The following is a 21346-nucleotide window of genomic DNA, read 5'->3' as shown; positions in this document are numbered from 1 at the left end:
CATGGACCGTTTGCTCACCGTGCAACAGGTTGCCGAACGGCTCGGCACGGGCGTCCGCTTCCCGCGGCGTCTCATCGAGGAACGACGGATCACCTTCGTGAAGGTCGGCCGACACGTCCGCATCCCTGAGCAGGCTGTAAAGGCGTTCGTGGACGCCAACACGGTGGAACCGGTCGTATTGCGGCCGACGGGGCTCAGGAGGGTCGCCTGATGGCTGGCAAGCGTAAGTCCCGTCGGAACTTCGGCAGGGTTCGCAAGCTGCCATCTGGTCGCTTCCAGGCTCGCTACCCGGGGCCTGACGGCGTGCTCCGTCCCGCCGACCGGACTTTCGCCACGTCCACCGACGCCGATCGCTGGCTCGCAAAGAAGCGGATCGAGATCGAGGACGGCCGGTGGCTGGACCCCCTCGAAGGGCAGACGACCGTACGAGACTGGGCGGCTCGGTGGCTGGCTGCGGTCTCTCCTCAGCTCAAGCACAAGACTCAAGCGTCGTACCGATCGCTGATCAACCCCGCACTGGGTGACCGTGAGCTGTCGAGCCTCCGGCCGATCACCGTGACTGAGTGGGTCGCCGGCATGCGGACCAAGGGACTCAGCGCGTCGCGGATCAGGCAGGCGTACCGGGTTCTGTCGCAGATCATGCGGTCGGCCGTGGACAACGACATGATCCAGCAGACGCCGTGCCGGGGTGTGAAGCTGCCTCGGATGCCGCAGACGGAGCCGCACATCCTCACCCCACTCGAAGCCTCTCGGATCGTCCGGAGTGCTGCTCAGCCGCATGATCTGCTGATCGCGCTCCTCGCGTACGCGGGCCTGCGAGTCGGTGAGGCGTTCGCCCTTCGGCGTACGGACATCGACGTGGCCGGCGGCTTCGTCCTGGTGGACGAGAACCTCGCCGAAGCCAACGGAACCTTGGTCTTCGACACTCCCAAGTCGCATCAGAAGCGGCTTCTCCGTGTCGGCCCGGCCCTGGCGAAGCGGCTCGGGAAGTACATCGAGCAGCTGCCCGACGGGGACGACGCACTCCTGTTCACCACACCAGCGGGGAAACCGCTGCGCTACAACCAGTGGCGCAAGGTGTACTTCGACCCTGCGGTGTCGGCGGCCGGGCTGACCGACGTGACTCCACACGATCTCCGGGCCTCGCACGGCACATGGGTTGCCGATCGGTACGGCGTCATGACCGCCGCGCACCGCCTCGGTCACTCGAACGCGAGCGTCACCACCCGGCACTACGCCCGGCCGGTCGCCGGCCGCGACGACCAGGTGGCGGAAGCCGCGGACGCCTGGCTCACCGGCTCAGACACCGACGACGGCTCTGCGGAGGCCGTTTCGGACTGACTTCCGCGCCGCTCTACTCACCTCAACGGCCCCTGACCACGCGCCTGGTCGGGGGCCGCTCCCTTGCACAAATGTCCTTGGACGTTCCGGACTGACAGACGGTAGAACACGATGTGTGACCGTCTTCTACTGCGCCAAGTGCGGGACAGCGATCACCGGGGACCTGGTGGCGCTGCCAATCGTTCCGGAGGTGGACGACCCAGATCATGGCCGGGACAAGAAGACCGGTCGAGCTCGCTCCACCGTCCCTGGCGGGTATTACGCCGTCGACCCTGAGCCGTGGGGTGCCCCGTTCGTCGCTGCCGATAAGTTCCGCCGCCTCGCCCATAACACTGGGCGCGAGTTGCTACGAGCTGCGGACACCGGCAACACAGTGTCCGCCGGATGCCGTAACAGCTTCGTCGTCCACCCAGACGATGTTCTGCCACGCCTTGAACCCTTCGAGCTTGGGGACAACTGGCTCGGGTGCTGCGGGCCCACTGGCGCGAATGGCCCTAACCTGGCCTGCGTCTGCGGCTCTCGCCTGGCCACCTGGGCGGCTGACTGCTTGGGCCCGAATGAACTCCACCTCGACCCGATTCGTGTCTACGCCTGGCAGCAGGGCGGGCAGGAGACGGCCATTGACGAAGGTGTGGCCTCACGGTTCCGGGGCGGCGACGGTGAACTCCTGGATCAGCCAGGCACGAGCTTGCCCGAGGGGCACGCAGCGGGCACGTCGATGACGACGACGGCTCCGCTGGGGTACCTGCAGCCGTCTGATCTGCGAGGGAAGACCGGAAGTCCTTGATCGCCGAAAGGTCTTGAAAACCGTCGTGGCAGCGATGTCACCGTGGGTTCAAATCCCACCGCCTCCGCGCAGGTCATAGGCGTTGCAGGTCAGAAGGGGTGCCACTCTCCGGAGCGGCACCCCTTCGGCATGACCTTGTCTCTCCCTGCCTCGCCGGTATCCCACTCCTGACCAGCGCGTGCGGCCAACCTGCGGTCAGGAATCACGGCCCCTCGGCCCGTCCTCCGCCAACACCTGAAGGGCATTTCCGGGCTACAGCTCGTGGTCCCGGGCCAGCTTCTCCCACGGGATGTCCCGCAGCGCGGGCTCCGCGTCGCAGTCGTACGGCATGTGCGCGGTGGTCTGGAACCAGATGACGGTCAGTGAGGAGCCGTACAGGATCGGGTCGTGGTGCGGGTCCAGGGCTGTGGAGTGGAACGCGCCGACGCAGGCCACGGCGGGCAGCACCTCCACCGGGCCGAACGCGCCGGTGTACTGGTCGGGATACTCGCGCGGGGGCGGTACGAGGTGCACCGGCGTGGCTGGGAACGCCCGCTCGGCCGCCCGTACCAGTCCTTCGATCTTCAGGTCGTTGACCGGCTTGCAGGGGTAGTCCTGCAGCCTCCCGCCGTATGTCGAGGACAGCCGCAACTCGGAGAGGTCGAGCGAACGGCCGGACGTCAGGACGACACGGCTCAGGGACATGGTCGGCACTCTGGGGCGGCGGCGGTGCATGGTGCTCCTGTGTTTCGTGTGCTGTCCGGCCCCCCGGAAAACGTTTCGTGCGCTGTTCGGTCCTGCAGGGAACGTTTCTCAGGGCCGGTGCCCCGTCATCCGCGCCGCCGACGCGATCGTCGCCCGGGCCTCGCGTTCGCTGAGCCCTGTGTTCAGGGCCGCGTCGACGAGCGGGTCGACCAGGGCGGGGCCGATGCCGTCCTCGTAGGCGCGGCAGGCCGCCCAGAACAGGCGGGTGTTGCGCTGGCCCTCGTGCGCGGCGAGCACGAACTGGACCAGGCCCTGGCCATGGTCGCCGGTCGACGGCGGTGTGGGGTGGTGGGTGCGGGGTGGGGGCAGCAGGATCCGCAGAAGCGCGGGCGGGCAGGCCGCCGGAGCCAGGTGGGCGGTGCCGGGCGCCGTGACGTACTCGCCGTGCTCCGTACGGGAGCCGGGTCCGACGAGATAGCCGCCGGCGCCCCGGATGTCGATGCCGGGGGCGAGACGGCCGGCCGAGTTGGGGACGACGACGTCCGGCGGGCCGCTGAGCCAGAGGTGGCGGCCGCCGCTCGGGGTCAGTACGACGACCGTGTCGGGGATCGTGAACAGGTGCCGCAGGGCGAGTTCGCGCAGAGCCGCCGAGGAGTTCGTTCCGGACTTCGTGTCGAGGTCGATGCCGATCAGATGGTGCGGCGGCAGGCCGCAGGCGATGCCGTACCCCGTCGCCCAGGGTGCGGCGGCGAACAGTTCGCGGATGCGTGAGGGGTCGGTGGCGGCGTCGTAGACCCCGTGGCCGAAGCGCCCGCACTCACCGTGGCAGGGCGGGGCCGCGGGGTCGTCGCGGTGGGGGGAGCGCAGGGCCGGGAGCTTCGTCCGGGACAGGGGGATGACGGCCAGTCCGCGTTCGGCGGCTGACAGGGCGTGTGCGAGGGCCAGCGTCGTGGCCTGCCGGTCGGTGGTGGCCATGCCTCTATGTTCGTACGTATGTTCGAAAAAAGGAAGGGGGGTTGGCTTTGACTCGCCGAGCGGGCGGATTTGTCCAGGTCCACGGCTCCGCGTTCACGGCCGGTGAGCCGGAGAACGGCGGCACGTCCTTCACCTTCGCCCCGTGGCGGGGTTCGGCGCTGCGGCGTCCGCCCTCTGAACTCCAGCGCGTTGGGTGTTCTGGGGGCAGGAGTCTGCGGGGCGCTACTACAGCATCGCCGCGCAGACGTTTTCGCGTGCGGGCCGGTGGCCTTGACAGCTCTGCGCATCTGACGGACAGTCAGAAATCTTCGCGAGGAGGGTGGGAACCGGACCGGCGGCTGCGGTGTACCAGAAGTGACTACGCGACGCGGCATGGTGCGGAACGGCGCGATGCCGCAGGTGACACGAGGGATGAGCAGGGGACAGCGAGGGGGCGAAGATGAGTGACATGTCGGGGGCGAGCGGTGCCCCGAAGAGCCTGGAGCAGCGGCTGAAGGCGTTCGAGGGGCGCTCCGCCGCCGTCGCCGGCGTCGGGAAAGACCCCGTCAACAGGCCCATGATCCGGCACTGGTGCGAGGCGATGGGCGACACCAACCCGGCGTATCTCGGCCCGGATGCCATCGCGCCGCCCACCATGCTCCAGGCGTGGACCATGGGTGGCCTCTCCGGCCACACCGGGCGGACAGAGGCGTACGACGAACTGCTCGCCCTCCTCGACGAGCAGGGCTGCACCGCGGTGGTCGCCACCGACTGCGAGCAGGAGTACTTCAGACCCCTGCGCCCCGGCGACGAGATCACCTTCGACTCGGTCATCGAGTCGGTGTCGGACCGCAAGACGACCAAGCTCGGCACGGGGTACTTCGTGACGACCCGCATGGAGGTCCGCGTGGGCGAGCACCTCGCGGGCACCCACCGCTTCCGCATCCTCAAGTACGCCCCGGCACACCGACCGGAGCGGAAGCCCCCGCCCCGCCCCGTGACGCGCCCCCGTCCCGTCGTCAACCGCGACAACGCCGGCTTCTGGGACGGCGTACGACAACACCGGCTCCTCATACAGCGCTGCACGGCCTGCGCGAGCCTGCGTTTTCCCTGGCTCCCCGGCTGCAACGCCTGCGGCTGCCCGGAATGGGACACGATCGAGGCGAGCGGCGAGGGCACCGTCTTTTCGTACGTGGTCCTGCACCACCCCCCCTTCCCGGCCTTCGCCCCCCCCTACGCGGTGGCCCTGATCGAACTCGCGGAGGGCGTCCGAATGATCAGCAATGTGGTGGGCGTGCCCTACGACAAGGTGCGGATCGGCCAGCCGGTCCGGCTCGAATTCCAGCAACACGACGAGGAGTTGGTGCTGCCGGCCTTCCGCGCTGGAGGGGAGGCCGCGTGAAGAAAGGAGCAGACGGAAACAGCCGCGTGAAGACAGGAGCAGACCGGAAGAAAGGCGCCCCCGGAGAGCGCGTGAAGACGGGCGAGGGCCGCATGGCACCCGGCGATGAACTCCCGCCGCTGGAGATACCGATCACCCGCACGCTCATCGTCGCCGGGGCTATCGCCTCCCGCGACTACCAGGACGTGCACCACGACGCCGAACTGGCCCGGGAGAAGGGCTCCCCGGACATCTTCATGAACATCCTCACGACGAACGGCCTGGTCGGCCGCTACATCACCGACCACTTCGGCCCACGGGCCGTACTCCGCAAGGTGGCCATCAGACTCGGTGCTCCCAACTACCCGGGGGACACGATGGTGTTGACGGGCACGATCGAGGACGTGACCGAGGAGGTGGCCGAGACCGAGACCGACACCGAGACCGACACCGTGTACGGCGACACCGCGACCGTCCGCGTGATCGGCACCAATGCGACCGGCAGACATGTGACCGGCACGGTGACGGTCACTGTCCCGAGGGAGCAGCCGTCGGGTCGGGAGGAGCACGGCGGGGTGGGGAACGCAGGGGAGTTGGAGAAATCCCGGGAGACTGAGGAGCCGGCAGGACCGACAGGACCGACAGCATCTGCAGGACCAGCAGGACCAGCAGGACCGGCAGGACCGGCAGGACCGGCAGGACTGGAAGAGCCGGAAGAGCCGGAAGAGCCGGAAGAGGTCACACAACCGGAAGTGCTCACAGAGCGAGGAGCGCCGGGATGAGCCTACGCACCCGGGACACGCTCGGCGGCCGCGCGGCGATCGTCGGTATCGGGGCCACGGAGTTCTCCAAGGACTCAGGGCGCAGCGAGCTGCGGCTGGCGGCTGAGGCGGTGCGGGCCGCGCTGGCGGACGCCGGGCTGCAACCGGCCGACGTGGACGGGATGGTCACGTTCACGATGGACACCAGCCCGGAGATCACCGTCGCCCAGGCCTGCGGAATGGGCGAGCTGGCCTTCTTCTCCCGCGTCCACTACGGCGGCGGGGCGGCCTGTGCCACCGTCCAGCAGGCCGCGCTCGCCGTCGCCACAGGCGTGGCCGAGGTGGTCGTCTGCTACCGCGCCTTCAACGAACGGTCGGGCCGGAGATTCGGCTCGGGCGTGCAGCACCGGGAGCCGTCGGCGGAGGGGGTCGCGCTCGGCTGGTCCCTGCCCTTCGGGCTGCTCACACCGGCGTCCTGGGTGGCGATGGCGGCCCAGCGGTATCTGCACGCGTACGGGCTGACACCGGAGGCGTTCGGGCATGTGGCGGTGACGGACCGCAAATACGCGGCGACCAACCCGGCGGCCTACTTCCACGGCCGCCCGATCACCCTGGCCGACCACGCGTCCTCCCGCTGGATCGTCGAGCCGCTGCGGTTGCTGGACTGCTGCCAGGAGACCGACGGCGGCCAGGCGCTTGTGGTCACCTCCGTGGAGCGGGCCCGAGACCTGCCCCACCGGCCCGCCGTCATCACGGCGGCCGCCCAGGGAGCGGGCCGGGCGCAGGAGCAGATGACCAGCTTCTACCGCGACGACCTGACCGGCCTGCCGGAGATGGGCGTGGTGGCCCGGCAACTGTGGCAGACCTCCGGACTCACGCCCGCCGACATCGATGTGGGGATCCTGTACGACCACTTCACCCCGTTCGTGCTGACACAACTGGAGGAGTTCGGTTTCTGTGGAAAGGGGGAGGCATCCGACTTCGTGGCGGAGGAGCGGCTGCCGCTGAACACACACGGGGGACAGCTGGGGGAGGCGTATCTGCACGGGATGAACGGCATCGCGGAAGGCGTACGCCAGATCCGAGGCACCGCCGTGAACCAGATACCGGGAGCGAGCCGGGCCCTGGTGACAGCGGGGACGGGGGTGCCGACGTCGGGCCTGGTACTGACCTCGGACCACTGACACACGGCACCGGACCACCGCCGGTCGGGCTAATGCGGGATACCGCGGGCTGCCAAGGGACGCCAAGGGCTGCCACGGGACGCCAAGGGACGACGCCACGGGACGCCAAGGGCTGCCACGCGACCACGGGCTACCGCAGGACACCGCGGCCTACCGCGCGGCAGCCGACCGTATTCCGCATCCCCTGTTCCGCATTCGGTCCTGCGACGCCCCAGGGGTGAACCGGTCGCAGCCGACGACGGATGACCCCCAGGGGTAATCCCGCAGTACGCCCGTCCCGCTCGTCCACCTTCAGGAGGTGCAGCCAGCACCACCCCTACAACCTGAGGCGGACTCGTCTTAGGGACCTGCGGCCGATGAGCGGGAGGGGCCCACGCTCATAGCGTTGAGCCATGACCACACCCGTCTGCACCAGCGCTTCGAAGGCCGCCACGCCGGCGACGCAGACCCTTCCGTACTCCTCGCAGCCCTCATACCCCGCCCAGCCCTCGTACCCCTCCCAGTCCGCCTGTCCCTCATACCCGTCGTTCTCCTCGTACGTGAAGGCACGCCAGCCGGTGTTGCTGCGTACCGCCCGGTCGCTCACCGCGAACCCGAGCGACGCGGAGGACCTGCTGCAGACCGCGCTCACCAAGACCTACGTGGCCTGGGAGCGGATCGAGGACCACCGTGCGCTCGACGGCTATGTGCGCCGAGCGCTGCTGAACACGCGCACCTCGCAGTGGCGCAAGCGCAAGGTCGACGAGTTCGCGTGCGACGAACTGCCGGAACCGGAGCCGGAGTCGGCCGGCGCCGATCCGGCGGAGCAGCAGGCGCTGCACGACGCGATGTGGCGGGCGATCACGAAGCTGCCCGCCCGGCAGCGGGCGATGGTCGTCCTCAGGTATTACGAGGACCTCAGCGAGGTCCAGACGGCCGAGGTGCTCGGGGTGTCCGTCGGCACCGTCAAGTCGGCGGTGTCGAGGGCGTTGGGCAAACTCCGCGAGGACCCGGAGCTCGGCCTGGTCCGATGACTCGACAGCTCCAGTAACTCGAAATCAGGCGACGCGCACACAGAGCACCGCGCACACAGAGCACCGCGCATATGGAGCACCGCGCATACGTGAAGAACTCACATACCGCCTGGCCCGAACCGGTACCGTCTTCACGCGGTGAGCACAACGTGACGTGATCGATCATCCTGGCCTAGTGACATACCGCGCGGTATGCGCGCAGAATCTGCGCAGCCCTTACTACCGCGCAGGCAACGTCGCCTCGGGAGGACGCCGTGCTGAGCACCATGCAGGACGTACCGCTGCTGATCTCCAGGATCCTGACCCACGGGTCGACGGTTCACGGCACATCGCAGGTGATCACCTGGACCGGTGAGGACGAGCCGCAGCGCCGTTCCTTCGCCGAGATCGGCGCCCGTGCCGCCCAGCTGGCGCACGCGCTGCGCGAGGACCTCGGGGTCGTCGGCGACGACCGTGTGGCGACGCTCGCCTGGAACAACGCCGAGCATGTCGAGGCCTACTTCGCGATCCCCTCCATGGGCGCGATCCTGCACACGCTCAACCTCCGCCTCCCGCCCGACCAGCTGGCCTGGATCGTGGCCCACGCGGCCGACAGGGTCGTGATCGCCAACGGCTCGCTGCTCCCCCTGCTGGCCCCGCTGCTCCCGCACCTCAAGACGGTCGAGCACGTGGTGGTGACCGGGCCGGGCGATCGCACCCTCCTCGCGGGCGCGGCCGTTCGGGTGCACGAGTACGAGGAGTTGCTCGCCGGAAAGCCGACGACGTACGACTGGCCGGAGCTGGACGAGCGGCAGGCCGCCGCCATGTGTTACACCTCCGGGACGACGGGCGACCCCAAGGGTGTGCTCTTCTCCCACCGTTCGGTCTACCTGCACTCCATGCAGGTCAACATGGCCCAGTCGATGGGCCTGACGGACCAGGACACCTCGCTGATCGTGGTCCCCCAGTTCCACGTCAACGCCTGGGGTCTGCCGCACGCGACCTTCATGACCGGCGTGAACATGCTGATGCCGGACCGCTTCCTCCAGCCGGCCCCGCTCGCCGAGATGATCGAGCGCGAGAAGCCGACGCACGCGGCCGCCGTCCCCACCATCTGGCAGGGCCTGCTGGCCGAGCTGGCGGTGAAGCCCCGGGACGTCTCCACCCTGCAGCAGGTCACCATCGGCGGCTCGGCCTGTCCGCCCGCGCTGATGGAGGCGTTCGACAAGCTGGGCATGCGGGTCTGCCACGCCTGGGGCATGACGGAGACGTCCCCGCTCGGCACGGTCGCCCGTCCGCCGGCCCGCGTGGTGGGTACGGAGGAGGAGTTCGCGTACCGACTCACTCAGGGCCGCTTCCCGACGAGCGTCCAGGCCCGCCTCACCGGTCCCGGCGGCGAACGGCTTCCCTGGGACGGCGAGTCGGCCGGCGAACTGGAGGTGCGCGGCCCCTGGATCGCGGGCGCCTACTACAACGGCCCGGACGCCGAACCGCTGCGCCCCGCCGACAAGTTCAGCGAGGACGGCTGGCTGAAGACGGGTGACGTCGGCACCATCTCCCCCGACGGCTTCCTCACCCTCACCGACCGGGCCAAGGACGTGATCAAGTCCGGCGGCGAGTGGATCTCCTCGGTGGACCTGGAGAACGCGCTGATGTCCCACCCGGACATCACCGAGGCGGCCGTCGTCGCCGTCCCCGACGAGAAGTGGGGCGAGCGCCCGCTGGCCACGGTCGTCCTCAAGGAGGGCGCCACCGCGGACTTCGAGTCCCTGCGCGCCTTCCTCGCCGCCGAGGGCCGGGTCGCCAAGTGGCAGCTGCCGGAGCGCTGGACGATCATCGAGGCGGTGCCGAAGACCAGCGTCGGCAAGTTCGACAAGAAGGTGCTGCGAAGGCAGTACGCGGAGGGGCAGTTGGACATCACGAAGCTCTGAGGAACGCGCGGGTGCGCCGGGCGGAACACCACAGGGTGCCTGCCCGGCGCACGCGCACATCACCGCCGTACCGAAGGGGACTCCGTCGACGTCGACTCGGCGCCGGCCGGTTTCACCGAACCGGCTCACCGAACCGACTCCCCCGGGCCGGACCCGGTTTCACCGAACCCGCCAGCCCCGGACCGGGCCCCGGCTCACCGAACCCGCCAGCCCCGGACCGGGCCCCGGCTCACCGAACCCGCCAGCCCGGGACCGGGCCCCGGCTCACCGAACCCGACTCCCCCGAACCGGAACCCGGCCTCACCGAACCCGACTCCCCCGAACCGGGACCCGGCCCCCCGGACCGGAACCCGACTCCCCCGGACCGGAACCCGGCGTCACTGAACAGGCGTGACAGAACCCGGCTTCCCGGAATCCCGCCGTATCGCCGTGCTCACCCACCCCAGCACCAGCCACGTCCCCGCCACCGCGGTGACCCCGCCCCAGCCGAAGTGGCTGAAGGCCGAGCCCGCGAGGGCGGAGGCGGTGGCGCCGCCCGCGAAGCCGGCGACGACGTAGGCCGTGTTGGCGGTCGCCGGGGTGGAGGTCGAGGTCAGTGCGAGGGTCTGGTTCGCGACGTGGGAGGTGACCAGGGCCGCGTGGATCGCGATCGCGGCGGCGAACAGGGCCCACAGCATCTGCCCGCCCAGCCAGAACAGCGGTACGGAGACGGCGGCGAGCAGATACGCGGACCGTACGACCTTCGCGGCGCCGAAGCGGTCGACCAGGCCGCCGGCGAGGGGCGCGACCACGCTGGCCGCCAGCCCGAAGAGGCCGAAGAGTCCGGCGCTCGCCGTGGACAGGTGGTACGCCGAGCCCGTCAGCAGCAGCGCGAGCGAGGTCCACAGGGCGCTCCAGGCGCCGTACATCCCGGCCTGGCGTACGCACGCGCGCCACAGGTCGGGCGAGCGGCGGACGACGGACGGCAGCGCGACGAGGCCGGCGAACAGCGGGCCGGACCGGCGGCGTTCCTCCACGGGGAGGACGTACGCGGTGGCCAGTCCGAGGACGGCCGTCAGGACGGCCGCGCCCACGAACACCACACGCCAGCCGAAGGCCTGGCCGATCAGTCCGCCGAGGACGCGGGCGGCCACGATGCCGGTGAACAGGCCCGCGATGACGGCAGCGACATGGCGGGCGCGCCGGTCGGCGGGGGCGCGCTGGGCGACCAGCGGCACGAGGAGCTGCGGGACGACGGTCGCGGCGGAGGCGACCAGGACGGCCGCGGCGAGCGCGGTGGTCCCCGCGGCCGCCGCGCCCGCGACCAGTGCCGCGGCCGTGACGAGCGACAGGACGGCGACCAGCCGGCGCCGGTCGACGCTGTCGCCGAGCGGGGCGAAGACGAGGAGGCCGGCGGCATAGCCGAACTGGGCGACCGAGGCGACCCAGGCGACGGCCGAGGGGGTCGAGCCGAAGTCGTCGGCGATGAGAGGGAGCAGCGGGGCCGCGAGGTAGATGTTGGCGGCCGTCACGGCGGTGGCCAGGGCGATCAGGGGAAGGAGGAAGCGGTGCGCGGTGCCCGGCTGACGTGTCGGCGTGCGGGCCTGTCGGGCTCGGGCAGCGGATGCGGTGGGCATGGGGACGAGCTCCTTAGAGCCGACTCTAGCAACTAACTGGTTGGTTGATACGGCTCAACAGTCTGGACCCCGTCCGAATTCCCTGTCAACCAACCTGTTGGTTACTTAGGCGGTACCCTGCCCTCATGGCAGTCAGAGACCCCCAGGCCACCAAGGCCCGGATCTTCGAGGCGGCGGTCGCCGAGTTCGCCCGGCACGGCATCGCGGGCGCCCGCATCGACCGGATCGCCGCCGCGGCCAAGGCGAACAAGCAGCTGATCTACGCCTACTTCGGCAACAAGGCGGAGCTGTTCAGCCAGGTCCTGGGCAGCTGCATGGTCGACCTCGCCGCCGCCGTCCCGGTCGACCCGGACGACATCGAGGGCTGGATCGACCGCCTGATCGACTACCACTCCACCCACCCCGAACTGCTGCGCCTCCTCTTCTGGGAGGGCATCGAGTACGGCACCTCCGAACTCCCCGACGAGCCCGAGCGCCAGGACCACTACACCCGCAAGGTCGCCGCCATCGAGGACGGCCAGGCCCGGGGTGTCATCACGGACGCGTTCCCGCCCCGTGACCTGCTGTTCCTGCTGACGGCGCTCGCCAACTGGTCCGCCGCGGTCCCGCAGATGCGTCGCATCCTCACCGGCCCGGAGGACACCGACCGCGAACGCCTGCGCGCCTCGATCAAGCAGGCGGCACGGAGGCTGGTCGCGCCGTAGGCGTGCTGCGTTGCCCTGGCCCGGGTCAGTTGGTGCCGACCCGGCCTGGCTGGTGCTGATCCGGATCGACCCGGGTCCGTCGGTGCCGACCCGGGTCACTTGGTGCCGACCCGGCCCGACCCGATCCGGCTCCGACCCGGCTCCGACCCGACCCGGCTGGTGCTGATCCGGATCAGTCAGCCCTGACCCGGATCAATCGGCGCCTGTACGGGACCCGAAGCTGCGGGTGCGGATCAGTTGGTGCCGATACGGGCCAGCAGGTCGACGATCCGGCTCTGCACCTCACCGCTCGTGGACCGCTCGGCGAGGAAGAGGACCGTCTCCCCGGACGCCAGCCGCGGCAGGTCCGCCTGGTCGACGGCGGCGGTGTAGACGACCAGCGGAGTGCGGTTGAGCTGCCCGTTGGCGCGCAGCCAGTCCACGATGCCGGCCCGCCGCCGATGCACCTGCATCAGGTCCATCACGACGAGGTTGGGCCTGAGCTGCCCCGCCAGCGTCACCGCGTCCGCGTCGCTCGCGGCCCGCGCGACCTGCATCCCGCGCCGCTCCAACGTCGCCGTCAGCGCGAGCGCGATCTCGGCGTGCTCCTCGATCAGCAGGACCCGCGGCGGGTGCTGCTCACTGTCGCGCGGGGCGAGCGCCTTCAGCAGTACGGCGGGATCGGCGCCGTACGCCGCCTCCCGCGAGGCCTGCCCGAGCCCGGCCGTCACCAGCACCGGCACCTCGGCCGCGACCGCCGCCTGCCGCAGCGACTGCAACGCCGTCCGCGTGATCGGCCCGGTCAGCGGGTCCACGAACAGCGCGGCGGGGAACGCCGCGATCTGCGCGTCGACCTCCTCGCGCGAGTGCACGATGACCGGCCGGTACCCGCGGTCGCTCAGCGCCTGCTGCGTGGTCACGTCCGGCGCCGGCCACACCAGCAGCCTGCGCGGGTTGTCCAGGGGCTCCGGCGGCAGTTCGTCGTCCATCGGCTGCGGCAGCGGCGGATCCGCCACCTCGACGGCACCGCCCGGCCCGTCCAGGGGCTCGGGTCCCTCCGCGGCGTTCACATCCGGTGCTCCTATGGCGTACGACCGTCCCGTCCCCTCGGTCCCCTGCGCCAGCCGGGACTGCCCGGCGAGCGACGTCTGGGGCTGCGACTGCTGCGGTACGACAGCCTGGTCGCCCTGCGGATGCGGACGAGCTCCCTGCTCCGCGTGCCCGGCACCGGGGTCGTTCCGCGTCCCGAGCTTACGGCGCCGACCCGAGCCGCCCGGCTGATGCGGGGGAGGCGTGGCGGGATGCGGTGCCTGCGGTTGCCGGGTGAACGGTACGCCCTGACCGAGCGTGCGCACGCTGATGGCCCTGCCCTGGGTGGAGTTGGGGTCCACCGGGGGCTCTGGGGAGGCGGGGGGCGGGGTGGCCCCTGACCGTGCGCCTGCCCCTGCACCGGCTCCGGTCGCTTCCGCGGGAAGGGGCTGGGCGGCGCGGGGGTGGGCTGCGGCGGCCTCCGGGGGGAGCGGGGTGCCGGGCCCGGGGGTACTGGTGGGCTGCGCCTTCGGAGGCTGGGCGCCGGCGGTCGGTACGGGGGTGGCCGCGTTCGGCGGAAGGGGGGCGGCGGCGTTCGGGGGTACGGGAGCGGTGTGGCCGTTCGGGGGTACGGCCATCCCGGTGCCGGACGTGTCCTGCGTACCGGGCCACTGCTGGGGCGTGTGGGTGCCGTGAGGCGGGATGCCTTGGGCGGGGGTTGACTGGCCTGGGGAGACCGGACCAGGGGTGGCCTGGGCAGCGGTGGCCTGGGCAGGGGTGGCCTGGCCGGCCGTGGCCTGCTGACCGGTGGCGCCCTGGCCGGGGGCGATCTGACCGTGGACGCCCTGGCCGGGCGTGGCCTCGGCGGGGAGCGGCTGGCCTGCGGCGGCGCTGGCGCCGGCGCCGGGCACGCCTCGGGCACCAGGGGCGCCTTGAGCCGGGAGCCCCTGGGCGGGCACGGCCTGATGGGGGACCGCCTGACCGGGCGCGGCCTGGTGGGGGGCGGCGGCATGACCGGGCGCGGCCTGTCCTGGAACGGGCGCCTGACCAGGCACCGGAACACCGGGCCCCGGCTGACCAGGCATCAGAACGCCAGGAACGGGCTGGGCCGGTACAGGCTGGCCAGGTCCGGCCGTGCCGGGCGCGGGCTGCCCGGGCACGGAAGCGCCAGGCACCGGCTGCCCCTGCGCGTAGTGAGCGGGCGTCCCGCCCTGCCCGGGCGCGTTCTGCGCAGGAAGGGGAGTGGGAGCCGGGGCACCCTGAGCCGGTGCCGTCTGCGCCGGACCGGCCGGGCCGGCCGGAGACACGACCGGCTGGCCGGGTGCCATCTGAACACCATGGGCGGCGGCATCCGACGCGGGCACCGGGGCACCCGGCTGACCGGCCTGCCCGACCGGCACCGGCGGCCCGGACTGCGCCGGCTGTCCGGCCGTACCGGCATGTCCGACCGCAGCCCCCTGAGCCGGGCGGGCTTGAGGCACCCCCGCCCGGACACGTGTGTCCTGCGCGGCCTGGCCGGCGGCTCCCTGAGCCGGGACCTCTGCGGGCGCCCCGGCGGCTTCCGCCTCCGCCCGCTGGCCGACCGCTCGCCGGCGGCGGCCTGTCGGTGCGTTCGCGGGGTGCGGCTGCGGCGGAGTGTGGTCGTCGGCCTGGCTGTGCGGCACGGCGTCGTGCCGCCCGTCGTCGACACCGGCGTCGGCGGGCACACCCTGGCCGGGAACCTGCGCCAGCCCCGGAGCCTGCACCGATCCTGGAGCCTGCACCAGTCCTGGAGCCTGTACCTGGTTCTGAGCATGAGCCGAGGCCGGAGCCACCCCCTGCCCGCCCGTGCTGTCCGCCGAGCGGTCCGCGTCGGCGGGCGGCAGGGCGAACACCGTACGAGGGCCGGCCTCCTGCGCGGCGGCCCGCTCATTGGCGGCGGCCAGCGCACGCCGACGCCGTCCCGTGGGCTGCTGCGCATCGTCGCCGGAGCCGCCGGATGCCACGGCAGGCAGGGCCGGCGGCAGCGCGTGCTGTTCGCCGCCGTCACGCCGAGCACGCCGTCCGCCGCCGGAAGCGGGCACGGGTACGCCCTGCGGCGGCACGGTACCGCCGAGACCGGTCCCCGCCGCCGCGGTCCCGGCCGCGTGCTCGGCAGCGGTGACGACAGCCCCCTCCGACACACCCGCGACACCGGCGGCGGCCTCCGCACCGCCACCGCCGCCACCGCCGCTACCGTCCTCAGCGGCAGCAATGCCACCACCGTCACCGGAGCCGATCTCGGCCGGTCGTCCTCGCCGCCGTCCGGTACCGCCGGACACGTCGCCGCTCTCGTCCGCCGCCTGGGCCGGGACGGGTGCGGGCTCCTGTGCCGCGGCAGCCCGCCGCCGGCGCCGTCCGGTCGGTGCGGCGGCCTCCGCCTCGGCACCGTCACCGTCGCCGCCCGGCACCTCGGCCTCCAGGAAGGCGTCCGTGGTGGCCCGCCGGGCCCGCCGCCGGCCACCCCCGGAGGTGGCACCGGAAGCGGCTTGTTCGGGTACGGCGATCTCGGCGGGGCCGGGTCCGGCCTCCAGCGCCGCGGGCCCCGGAGCCGCGACGGCCCCGGCACCGCCACCGAGGGGCACTTCCAGAACGTAGGCACTGCCGCTCATGCCCGGCACTTCGTGCGTCTGCAGCACGCCACCGTGGGCCCGCACGATCCCGCGCACGATCGGTTCGTGCACCGGGTCTCCCCCGGCGTACGGCCCGCGCACCTCGATCCGTACGACTTCGCCACGCTGCGCCGCCGCCACCACGACGGTGTTGTCCATGTAACCGCCCGCCGAGACGGGCGCGTTGCCGGTCGCGTCGACACCGGCGACGTCGGCCACGAGATGCGCGAGCGCGGTCGCGAGCAGCCGGGAGTCGACCTCGGCCTCGATGGGCGGCGCGTGCACGGCGAACTGCACACGCCCGGGACCGATCAGCTCCACGGCCCCTTCCACACCCGCCGCGACGACGGCGTCGAGCATCGCCTTCGTACGGGTGATGCCGTCGGCGCCGGTGTCGAGGCGCTGGTAGCCGAGGACGTTGTCGATGAGGGTCGTGATCCGCGAATAACCGGCCGACAGGTGATGCAGCACCTGGTTGGCCTCGGGCCACAACTGGCCCGCGTCGTCGGCGGCCAGGGCGGACAGCTCACGGCGCAGTTCGTCGAGGGGCCCGCGCAGCGACTGGGCCAGCAGTGTCAGCAACTGCTCGTGCCGCCCGGCGAGAGCCTCGTAGCGGTCTTTCTCCCGCTCACCGAGTGCGGCGTACCGCTCCTCGCCCGCGGCGAGCTCTTCCTCGTGCTGCTCCTGGATCTCTTCGAGCTCGTTGATGTGCTTCTGGCGCAGCGCGGTCAGCTCGGAGGCGTGCTCCTCGGAGAGCCGCTCCAGCTGCTCCTCGTGGCGCTTCTCGACGGTGGACTTCTCCTCGGCGAGCGCGTCGTACGGACGCCGGTCGGTGAAGGTCATCACGGCGCCGACAAGTTGGTCTCCGTCACGGACGGGCGCGGTCGTGAGGTCGACCGGGACCTTGTCGCCCTTCTTCGACCACAGCACCTGCCCGCGCACCCGGTGCTTGCGCCCGGAGCGCAGGGTGTCGGCGAGCGGCGACTCCTCGTACGGGAAGGGCGTGCCGTCGGCACGGGAGTGCAGCACGAGGTCGTGCAGTTCACGCCCGCCGAGGTCGCTGGCCCGGTAACCCAGTATCTGAGCGGCGGCCGGGTTCACGAGGACGATCCGGCCGTCGGTGTCCGTTCCCACGACACCCTCGGACGCGGCCCGCAGGATCATCTCGGTCTGCCGCTGCGAGCGGGCGAGCTCGGCCTCGGTGTCGACGGTGCCGGTCAGGTCCCGTACGACGAGCATCAGCAGCTCGTCGGCGCCGGAGCCGTAGCCGTCGTAGGCCTGCTGGCCGTTCTCCAGGTTCGCGCTGGTGACCTCGACCGGGAACTCGCTCCCGTCGGTCCGCCGCGCGATCATCCGGGTCGGCTTGGTCCGCCCGCGCGGATCCATGTGGTCGGGCCGTCGCATCGAGCCCGGGATCAGCTTGGAGTCGAACTGCGGCAGCAGATCGAGCAGCCCCCGCCCGACGAGGGCAGTCCCTGGCGCCTCGAATGCCTCGAGCGCGATCGTGTTCGCGTTGACGACGGTTCCGTTGGCGTTGACCAGCACCAACGCATCGGGAAGCGCGTCCAGTATGGCTGCGAGGCGAGCAGCGCCTCGGGATGGCCTGCTGCTCACGAGACGCTTCCTCCCTGTTACCGCACCTAGCCGACCGCTCGGGCCATCTTGCCAACCGGCCCGCAACGTGTCACGCGAGGGAGTCTAAGGGCACCGGTTGCGCTCGCGACGCCGGATGAGAGGGAGGTCGCACGACGAAGTGACGTAGAACGTGTGACCGCATACACGACTACCCGCCTGGTCTCCCCCCGTGGTCTCCCGGTTCGGCTCGGAATGACCTGGGCGGGACGTCCTCACGACCTTTCCGGGACCTTTACGGAGCCGGGGCGTCCGCCACGAAACGACGCAGGGGCGCGGGAGGGGAGCCGGCCTGGGGCTTGAGGACCTCAGAGGAACCCAGCCTGGGCAGCAGCGGTACGAGCCGGTCCCAGCGCCCGATCTGGCAGCCGTTGCTGCGGTCGAACCTGGTGTCGACGGGTCGTCCGGCCCAGGTCCCGGTGACGTGTGCGGTGGCCGGGCCGCCGTACTGCATGGTGCAGACACTGTCCTTCGGCACCGGAGCGAAGGCGTCCGTCCCCCACCGGGTGTTCCGGTCGACGACGGCGCACGCGCCGCCGGCGTCGGGATGGCTGCCCCGACTGGGATGACAGTCCACCTCGTACGTTCCGTCGGCACCGTCGCCCGCGTTCCGCACGGTGACGGTGAGGTGGTCACCGCCGGCCGGCCGGTCCTCGTCGCGGACAGGCGGGGGCGCGGGCGAGAGGGTGACGGGAGCGGCGGCGGCCGCGGGACCCGCGGACAGGGGGACGACCGCGCCGACGGAGCCGACGGCGACGAGCAGCGGAGCGAACCGTGAGAACCGGCCGAGCCGGGTGACCTGCGACATGACCTGACTAACGCAACAGCCACCGGGACGTTGCGCCGCCACCCCACCGCCCCACTCCACCGCACCGACTCTTCACCGTCACCGCCGACGTCGCCGCTAACGGCTTTGCTCTGCGGCCCGCCCGCCTAGTACCGTGGGAGGCGATTGGTGACACCCCGCTCGACTGTGTCATCATCTGCACGCACCACTCGCGCTCGCGCGGGCGGCTGTGCTGGAGGCGTCGCCTAGTCCGGTCTATGGCGCCGCACTGCTAATGCGGTTTGGGCCTTAAAGCCCATCGAGGGTTCAAATCCCTCCGCCTCCGCACCAGATCACGAAGCCCCGGTCCACAGGCCGGGGCTTCGTCGTTCCCGCCTACCCCCATCTGAGGCGTTTCCGCAGGTCACAAGCGGTATGGCTAACGGATTTCACATGGCGGCGGCAGTCATGTAATGTTCTTCCTGTCGCCGCGAGCGGGCCAGAACGGCCAGGAACGGCGAGAAAAGAGAACAAGCACTCGTAGCTTAACGGATAGAGCATCTGACTACGGATCAGAAGGTTGCAGGTTCGAATCCTGCCGAGTGCACACAGGTCAAAGGCCCCGCCGGTTCGCCCGGCGGGGCCTTTGACATCAGGGGCTGACATCAGTGCGTCCGGAAAGCGGCCCTCAGTCGCTCGACTCCAGACTCGCCGCCCTTCCGGGTACCACGTCCGTGCTCTGGACCGAATCAGCGCCCGTGTCATGCTCCTGAGCATGAAACTCGACCAGTCACTTGTAGACGCGGCCGTGGAACTTATGGACCGCCGCTGGCCCTTGGGTGGACCCGGCGGTGCAGCCGCTGTACGGCTCGCCGACGGTGGCATCGTCACCAGCGTCGGTCTCGACAACATGAACGGCTCGGTTGCACTCTGCCAGGAGACCGGGGCTTTCATTCAGGCCTACACCCAGGACCGGGTCGTCACTGCCTCAGTCTGCGTCTGCCGTGACATCGAGCACGACAGGTTTCTGATCTTGCCGCCTTGCGGCGTCTGCCAGGAACGGCTTGCGCTTTGGGGGCCGTCAGTCGAAGTTGCCGTCCCTCGGGAAGGTGATCCCACCCAGTGGGAGGGGCGGACGCTCGCGGAAGTGAACCCCTACTACTGGGGTCTGCAGTTCGCCGACGGGCGGTGGCCCTCACCATCGCAGCACGCCGAGTGACGGCAGGACTGTTGCGGGGATGTGCGGCGGTTGTGCGAGGTGGATGGTTCCTCAGGAGCTGAGGCCGAGTTCACCTGCGCGTACGCCTGCCTGGAAGCGGGACGCCGCGTCGAGGGTGCTGAGGAGTTCGGCCACTCGGCGGCGGTAGGTTCGCAGGGACATGCCGAGTTCTCGGGCGGCTGTCTCGTCGGTGGCTCCTGAGCCCAGGGCGCGCAGGACCGTACGACTCTCGGGGTCGAGCCGGGGCTGCTCGCCGCGGAGGAACGCCTTGAGGTCGGTGGCCGTCTCCCAGGCGGCTTCGAACAGGGCGTGGACTCCGCCGACCAGGGCCGGGGCGGTCGTCACGGTGTACTCGCGACCGCCGGGGGTTTCCACACCGGCGAGGATCGCGTACCGGCGGTCGATGATGATCGTCTCGTGCGGGAGTGGGGTGGCGGCGATCCGTACCCGGGCGCCCTCGTCGACGAGCTCGCTCAGGTGGTCGCGGCTGCTCTCGTCGGCCAGAGAAGCCGGGCTGAGCAGCTTGCGGATCTGCCGTGTGCCGCTGCCGCTGACCCGGGCGCGGGCGGCCTGGCGGGCGTCGGGACGGGGCCAGGTGTCGAGGTCGCGGGCGGCGCAGACGAACTCCTCGCGGACCGAGGAGAACAGGTGCTGGGTGCGAGCGAGGAGTTCCAGGTCACCGCGGATCGTCACGATCTCTGCCACGCCACCAGTGTGCCTGATGGCAGCAAGCTGCCACGGGCTCACGGTCCCGGCGCACCACGGCCCAGGCTGGGTTCATGAGCAGTGACTTCCGCCTTGGTGGCGACCTTCTGATCAACCGGATCGGCTTCGGGGCCATGCGTCTGCCCACGAACAGCTTCCACGGGCCGGCCCGCGATCCCGAGACCGGTCGTGCCGTACTGCGCCGTGCCGTGGAGCTCGGCGTCGACCACATCGACACCGCCGCCTTCTACGCCAGCGGCGACGGCACCGTCCGTGCCAACGCCCTCATCCGCGAGGCCCTTCACCCCTACCCGGCCGGCCTGGTCGTCGCGACCAAGGTCGGGCCGGTGCGCACCCCCGACGGCGGACTGGCCGCGGGCACCGACCCCGCGGTGCTGCGACCGCTGGTCGAGGAGAACCTGGAGACCCTCGGCGTGGATCGCCTCGATCTCGTCTATCTGCGCATCGGGGGCGCGGAGCCGCCGCCGCACGGGGAATCCGTCGCCGAACGGTTCGAGGTCCTGGCCGCGATGCGTGAGGAGGGGCTGATCCGTCACCTCGGCCTGAGCAACGTCACCGCCGGCCACCTTGCCGAGGCCCGGGCGATCGCACCCGTCGTCGCCGTGCAGAACCACTTCCACGCCGCCAAGCGCGATGACACCGAAGTGCTGGCCGCCTGCGAGGATGCCGGCATCGCCTACGTGCCCTTCTTCCCGCTGGGCGGCGGCCTGAGCGACGTCTCCGGTGAGCGCATCGCGAAGGTCGCGGAACGGCATGGCGCCACGGTTCCCCAGATCGCCCTGGCCTGGCTGCTCGCCTCCTCACCGGTCACGCTGGCCATTCCCGGCACCGGCTCCCTCGCCCACCTCGAGGAGAACACCGCCGCCGGGTCCCTCGCACTCACCCCAGAGGACCTCTCCGACCTGACCTGAGGTGAGTTGAGTGTCCTGTCCTGTCCTGAGACGCCATCCGCTTTCCGAACGTGATCGTTTAGTTCGGGTGGGTGGGCATGAACTCCGGTCGGCAGCGGGAGAGATGGGCGTGGTTCGTC

15 protein-coding genes, 2 tRNA genes and 1 pseudogene are annotated in these 21346 nt (G+C 71.1%); 12 read left to right on the top strand and 6 right to left on the bottom strand.

Features of this window, described 5'->3' with window-relative positions:
• Position 1: 1 nt before the first annotated feature.
• Positions 2-211 carry a helix-turn-helix domain-containing protein gene (locus tag ACIBK3_RS45560; RefSeq protein WP_399374487.1) on the top strand — a complete coding sequence of 70 codons (210 nt, stop codon included), beginning with the start codon at positions 2-4 and terminating at the stop codon, positions 209-211.
• Positions 211-1341 carry a tyrosine-type recombinase/integrase gene (locus tag ACIBK3_RS45555; protein WP_399374485.1) on the top strand — a complete coding sequence of 377 codons (1131 nt, stop codon included), beginning with the start codon at positions 211-213 and terminating at the stop codon, positions 1339-1341. The genes ACIBK3_RS45560 and ACIBK3_RS45555 overlap by 1 nt, the downstream gene beginning before the upstream one ends.
• Positions 1342-2380: 1039 nt before the next feature.
• Here the strand turns inward: ACIBK3_RS45555 and ACIBK3_RS45550 are convergent.
• On the bottom strand, positions 2381-2812 hold the full coding sequence (locus tag ACIBK3_RS45550) for a hypothetical protein (RefSeq protein WP_399374484.1): 432 nt from the start codon (positions 2810-2812) through the stop codon (positions 2381-2383).
• 108 nt (positions 2813-2920) lie between these two features.
• Positions 2921-3787 (bottom strand): bifunctional DNA primase/polymerase, encoded by an 867-nt coding sequence (locus ACIBK3_RS45545; protein WP_399374483.1) that lies wholly within the window; start codon positions 3785-3787, stop codon positions 2921-2923.
• Positions 3788-4226: 439 nt separating this feature from the next.
• On the opposite strand from ACIBK3_RS45545, the gene ACIBK3_RS45540 reads away from it, so the two are divergent.
• From ACIBK3_RS45540 to ACIBK3_RS45520, 5 genes and pseudogenes are all read left to right on the top strand, one after another.
• A complete protein-coding gene (locus ACIBK3_RS45540) occupies positions 4227-5168 on the top strand; it encodes a bifunctional MaoC family dehydratase N-terminal/OB-fold nucleic acid binding domain-containing protein (RefSeq protein ID WP_399374482.1) in 942 nt (313 codons plus the stop codon).
• 92 nt (positions 5169-5260) lie between these two features.
• Positions 5261-5692 (top strand): annotated as a pseudogene (locus ACIBK3_RS45535) (MaoC/PaaZ C-terminal domain-containing protein); the annotation flags it as partial.
• A gap of 233 nt (positions 5693-5925) precedes the next feature.
• Positions 5926-7092 (top strand): lipid-transfer protein, encoded by a 1167-nt coding sequence (locus tag ACIBK3_RS45530; protein ID WP_399374480.1) that lies wholly within the window; start codon positions 5926-5928, stop codon positions 7090-7092.
• Positions 7093-7484: 392 nt separating this feature from the next.
• Positions 7485-8105: a SigE family RNA polymerase sigma factor gene (locus tag ACIBK3_RS45525; protein ID WP_399374479.1), complete on the top strand. Its 621-nt coding sequence runs from the start codon at positions 7485-7487 to the stop codon at positions 8103-8105.
• A 266-nt stretch (positions 8106-8371) separates the two neighbouring features.
• Entirely contained in the window at positions 8372-10015 is a 1644-nt protein-coding gene (locus tag ACIBK3_RS45520; RefSeq protein WP_399374502.1) for a long-chain fatty acid--CoA ligase, read from the top strand.
• A 377-nt stretch (positions 10016-10392) separates the two neighbouring features.
• Here ACIBK3_RS45520 and ACIBK3_RS45515 read toward each other — a convergent pair whose 3' ends face one another.
• Positions 10393-11631 carry an MFS transporter gene (locus ACIBK3_RS45515; RefSeq protein ID WP_399374477.1) on the bottom strand — a complete coding sequence of 413 codons (1239 nt, stop codon included), beginning with the start codon at positions 11629-11631 and terminating at the stop codon, positions 10393-10395.
• A 125-nt stretch (positions 11632-11756) separates the two neighbouring features.
• Between ACIBK3_RS45515 and ACIBK3_RS45510 the strand changes: the two genes are divergently transcribed.
• On the top strand, positions 11757-12335 hold the full coding sequence (locus ACIBK3_RS45510; protein ID WP_399374476.1) for a TetR family transcriptional regulator: 579 nt from the start codon (positions 11757-11759) through the stop codon (positions 12333-12335).
• A gap of 233 nt (positions 12336-12568) precedes the next feature.
• Here ACIBK3_RS45510 and ACIBK3_RS45505 read toward each other — a convergent pair whose 3' ends face one another.
• On the bottom strand, positions 12569-17587 hold the full coding sequence (locus tag ACIBK3_RS45505) for a PAS domain-containing protein (RefSeq protein WP_399374474.1): 5019 nt from the start codon (positions 17585-17587) through the stop codon (positions 12569-12571).
• Positions 17588-17840: 253 nt separating this feature from the next.
• Positions 17841-18413, bottom strand: a complete 573-nt coding sequence (locus ACIBK3_RS45500; protein WP_399374472.1) for an SSI family serine proteinase inhibitor — start codon at positions 18411-18413, stop codon at positions 17841-17843.
• Between the two features lie 213 nt (positions 18414-18626).
• On the opposite strand from ACIBK3_RS45500, the gene ACIBK3_RS45495 reads away from it, so the two are divergent.
• The 3 genes from ACIBK3_RS45495 to ACIBK3_RS45485 all read left to right on the top strand — a co-directional run bounded on the left by ACIBK3_RS45495 (position 18627) and on the right by ACIBK3_RS45485 (position 19590).
• Positions 18627-18717: transfer RNA gene (locus ACIBK3_RS45495), tRNA-Ser, on the top strand.
• Positions 18718-18905: 188 nt separating this feature from the next.
• Positions 18906-18978 (top strand) — tRNA-Arg (locus ACIBK3_RS45490).
• A gap of 168 nt (positions 18979-19146) precedes the next feature.
• Complete coding sequence (locus ACIBK3_RS45485; protein ID WP_399374470.1) at positions 19147-19590, top strand: cytidine deaminase; 444 nt, start codon at positions 19147-19149, stop codon at positions 19588-19590.
• Positions 19591-19641: 51 nt separating this feature from the next.
• Here ACIBK3_RS45485 and ACIBK3_RS45480 read toward each other — a convergent pair whose 3' ends face one another.
• The gene (locus tag ACIBK3_RS45480; protein ID WP_399374469.1) at positions 19642-20295 is read right to left on the bottom strand and encodes a DNA-binding response regulator; all 654 of its coding nucleotides are present in this window, start codon (positions 20293-20295) and stop codon (positions 19642-19644) included.
• A gap of 74 nt (positions 20296-20369) precedes the next feature.
• Between ACIBK3_RS45480 and ACIBK3_RS45475 the strand changes: the two genes are divergently transcribed.
• Positions 20370-21227 (top strand): aldo/keto reductase, encoded by an 858-nt coding sequence (locus ACIBK3_RS45475; protein WP_399374468.1) that lies wholly within the window; start codon positions 20370-20372, stop codon positions 21225-21227.
• Positions 21228-21346 lie beyond the last annotated feature (119 nt).

Origin of the sequence: Streptomyces sp. NPDC050287 (assembly GCF_044459385.1) — a bacterium.
GTDB lineage: Bacteria > Actinomycetota > Actinomycetes > Streptomycetales > Streptomycetaceae > Streptomyces.
The sequence above is the reverse complement of the archived record's forward strand: the minus strand, read 5'-3'. Positions and strand labels throughout refer to the sequence as shown.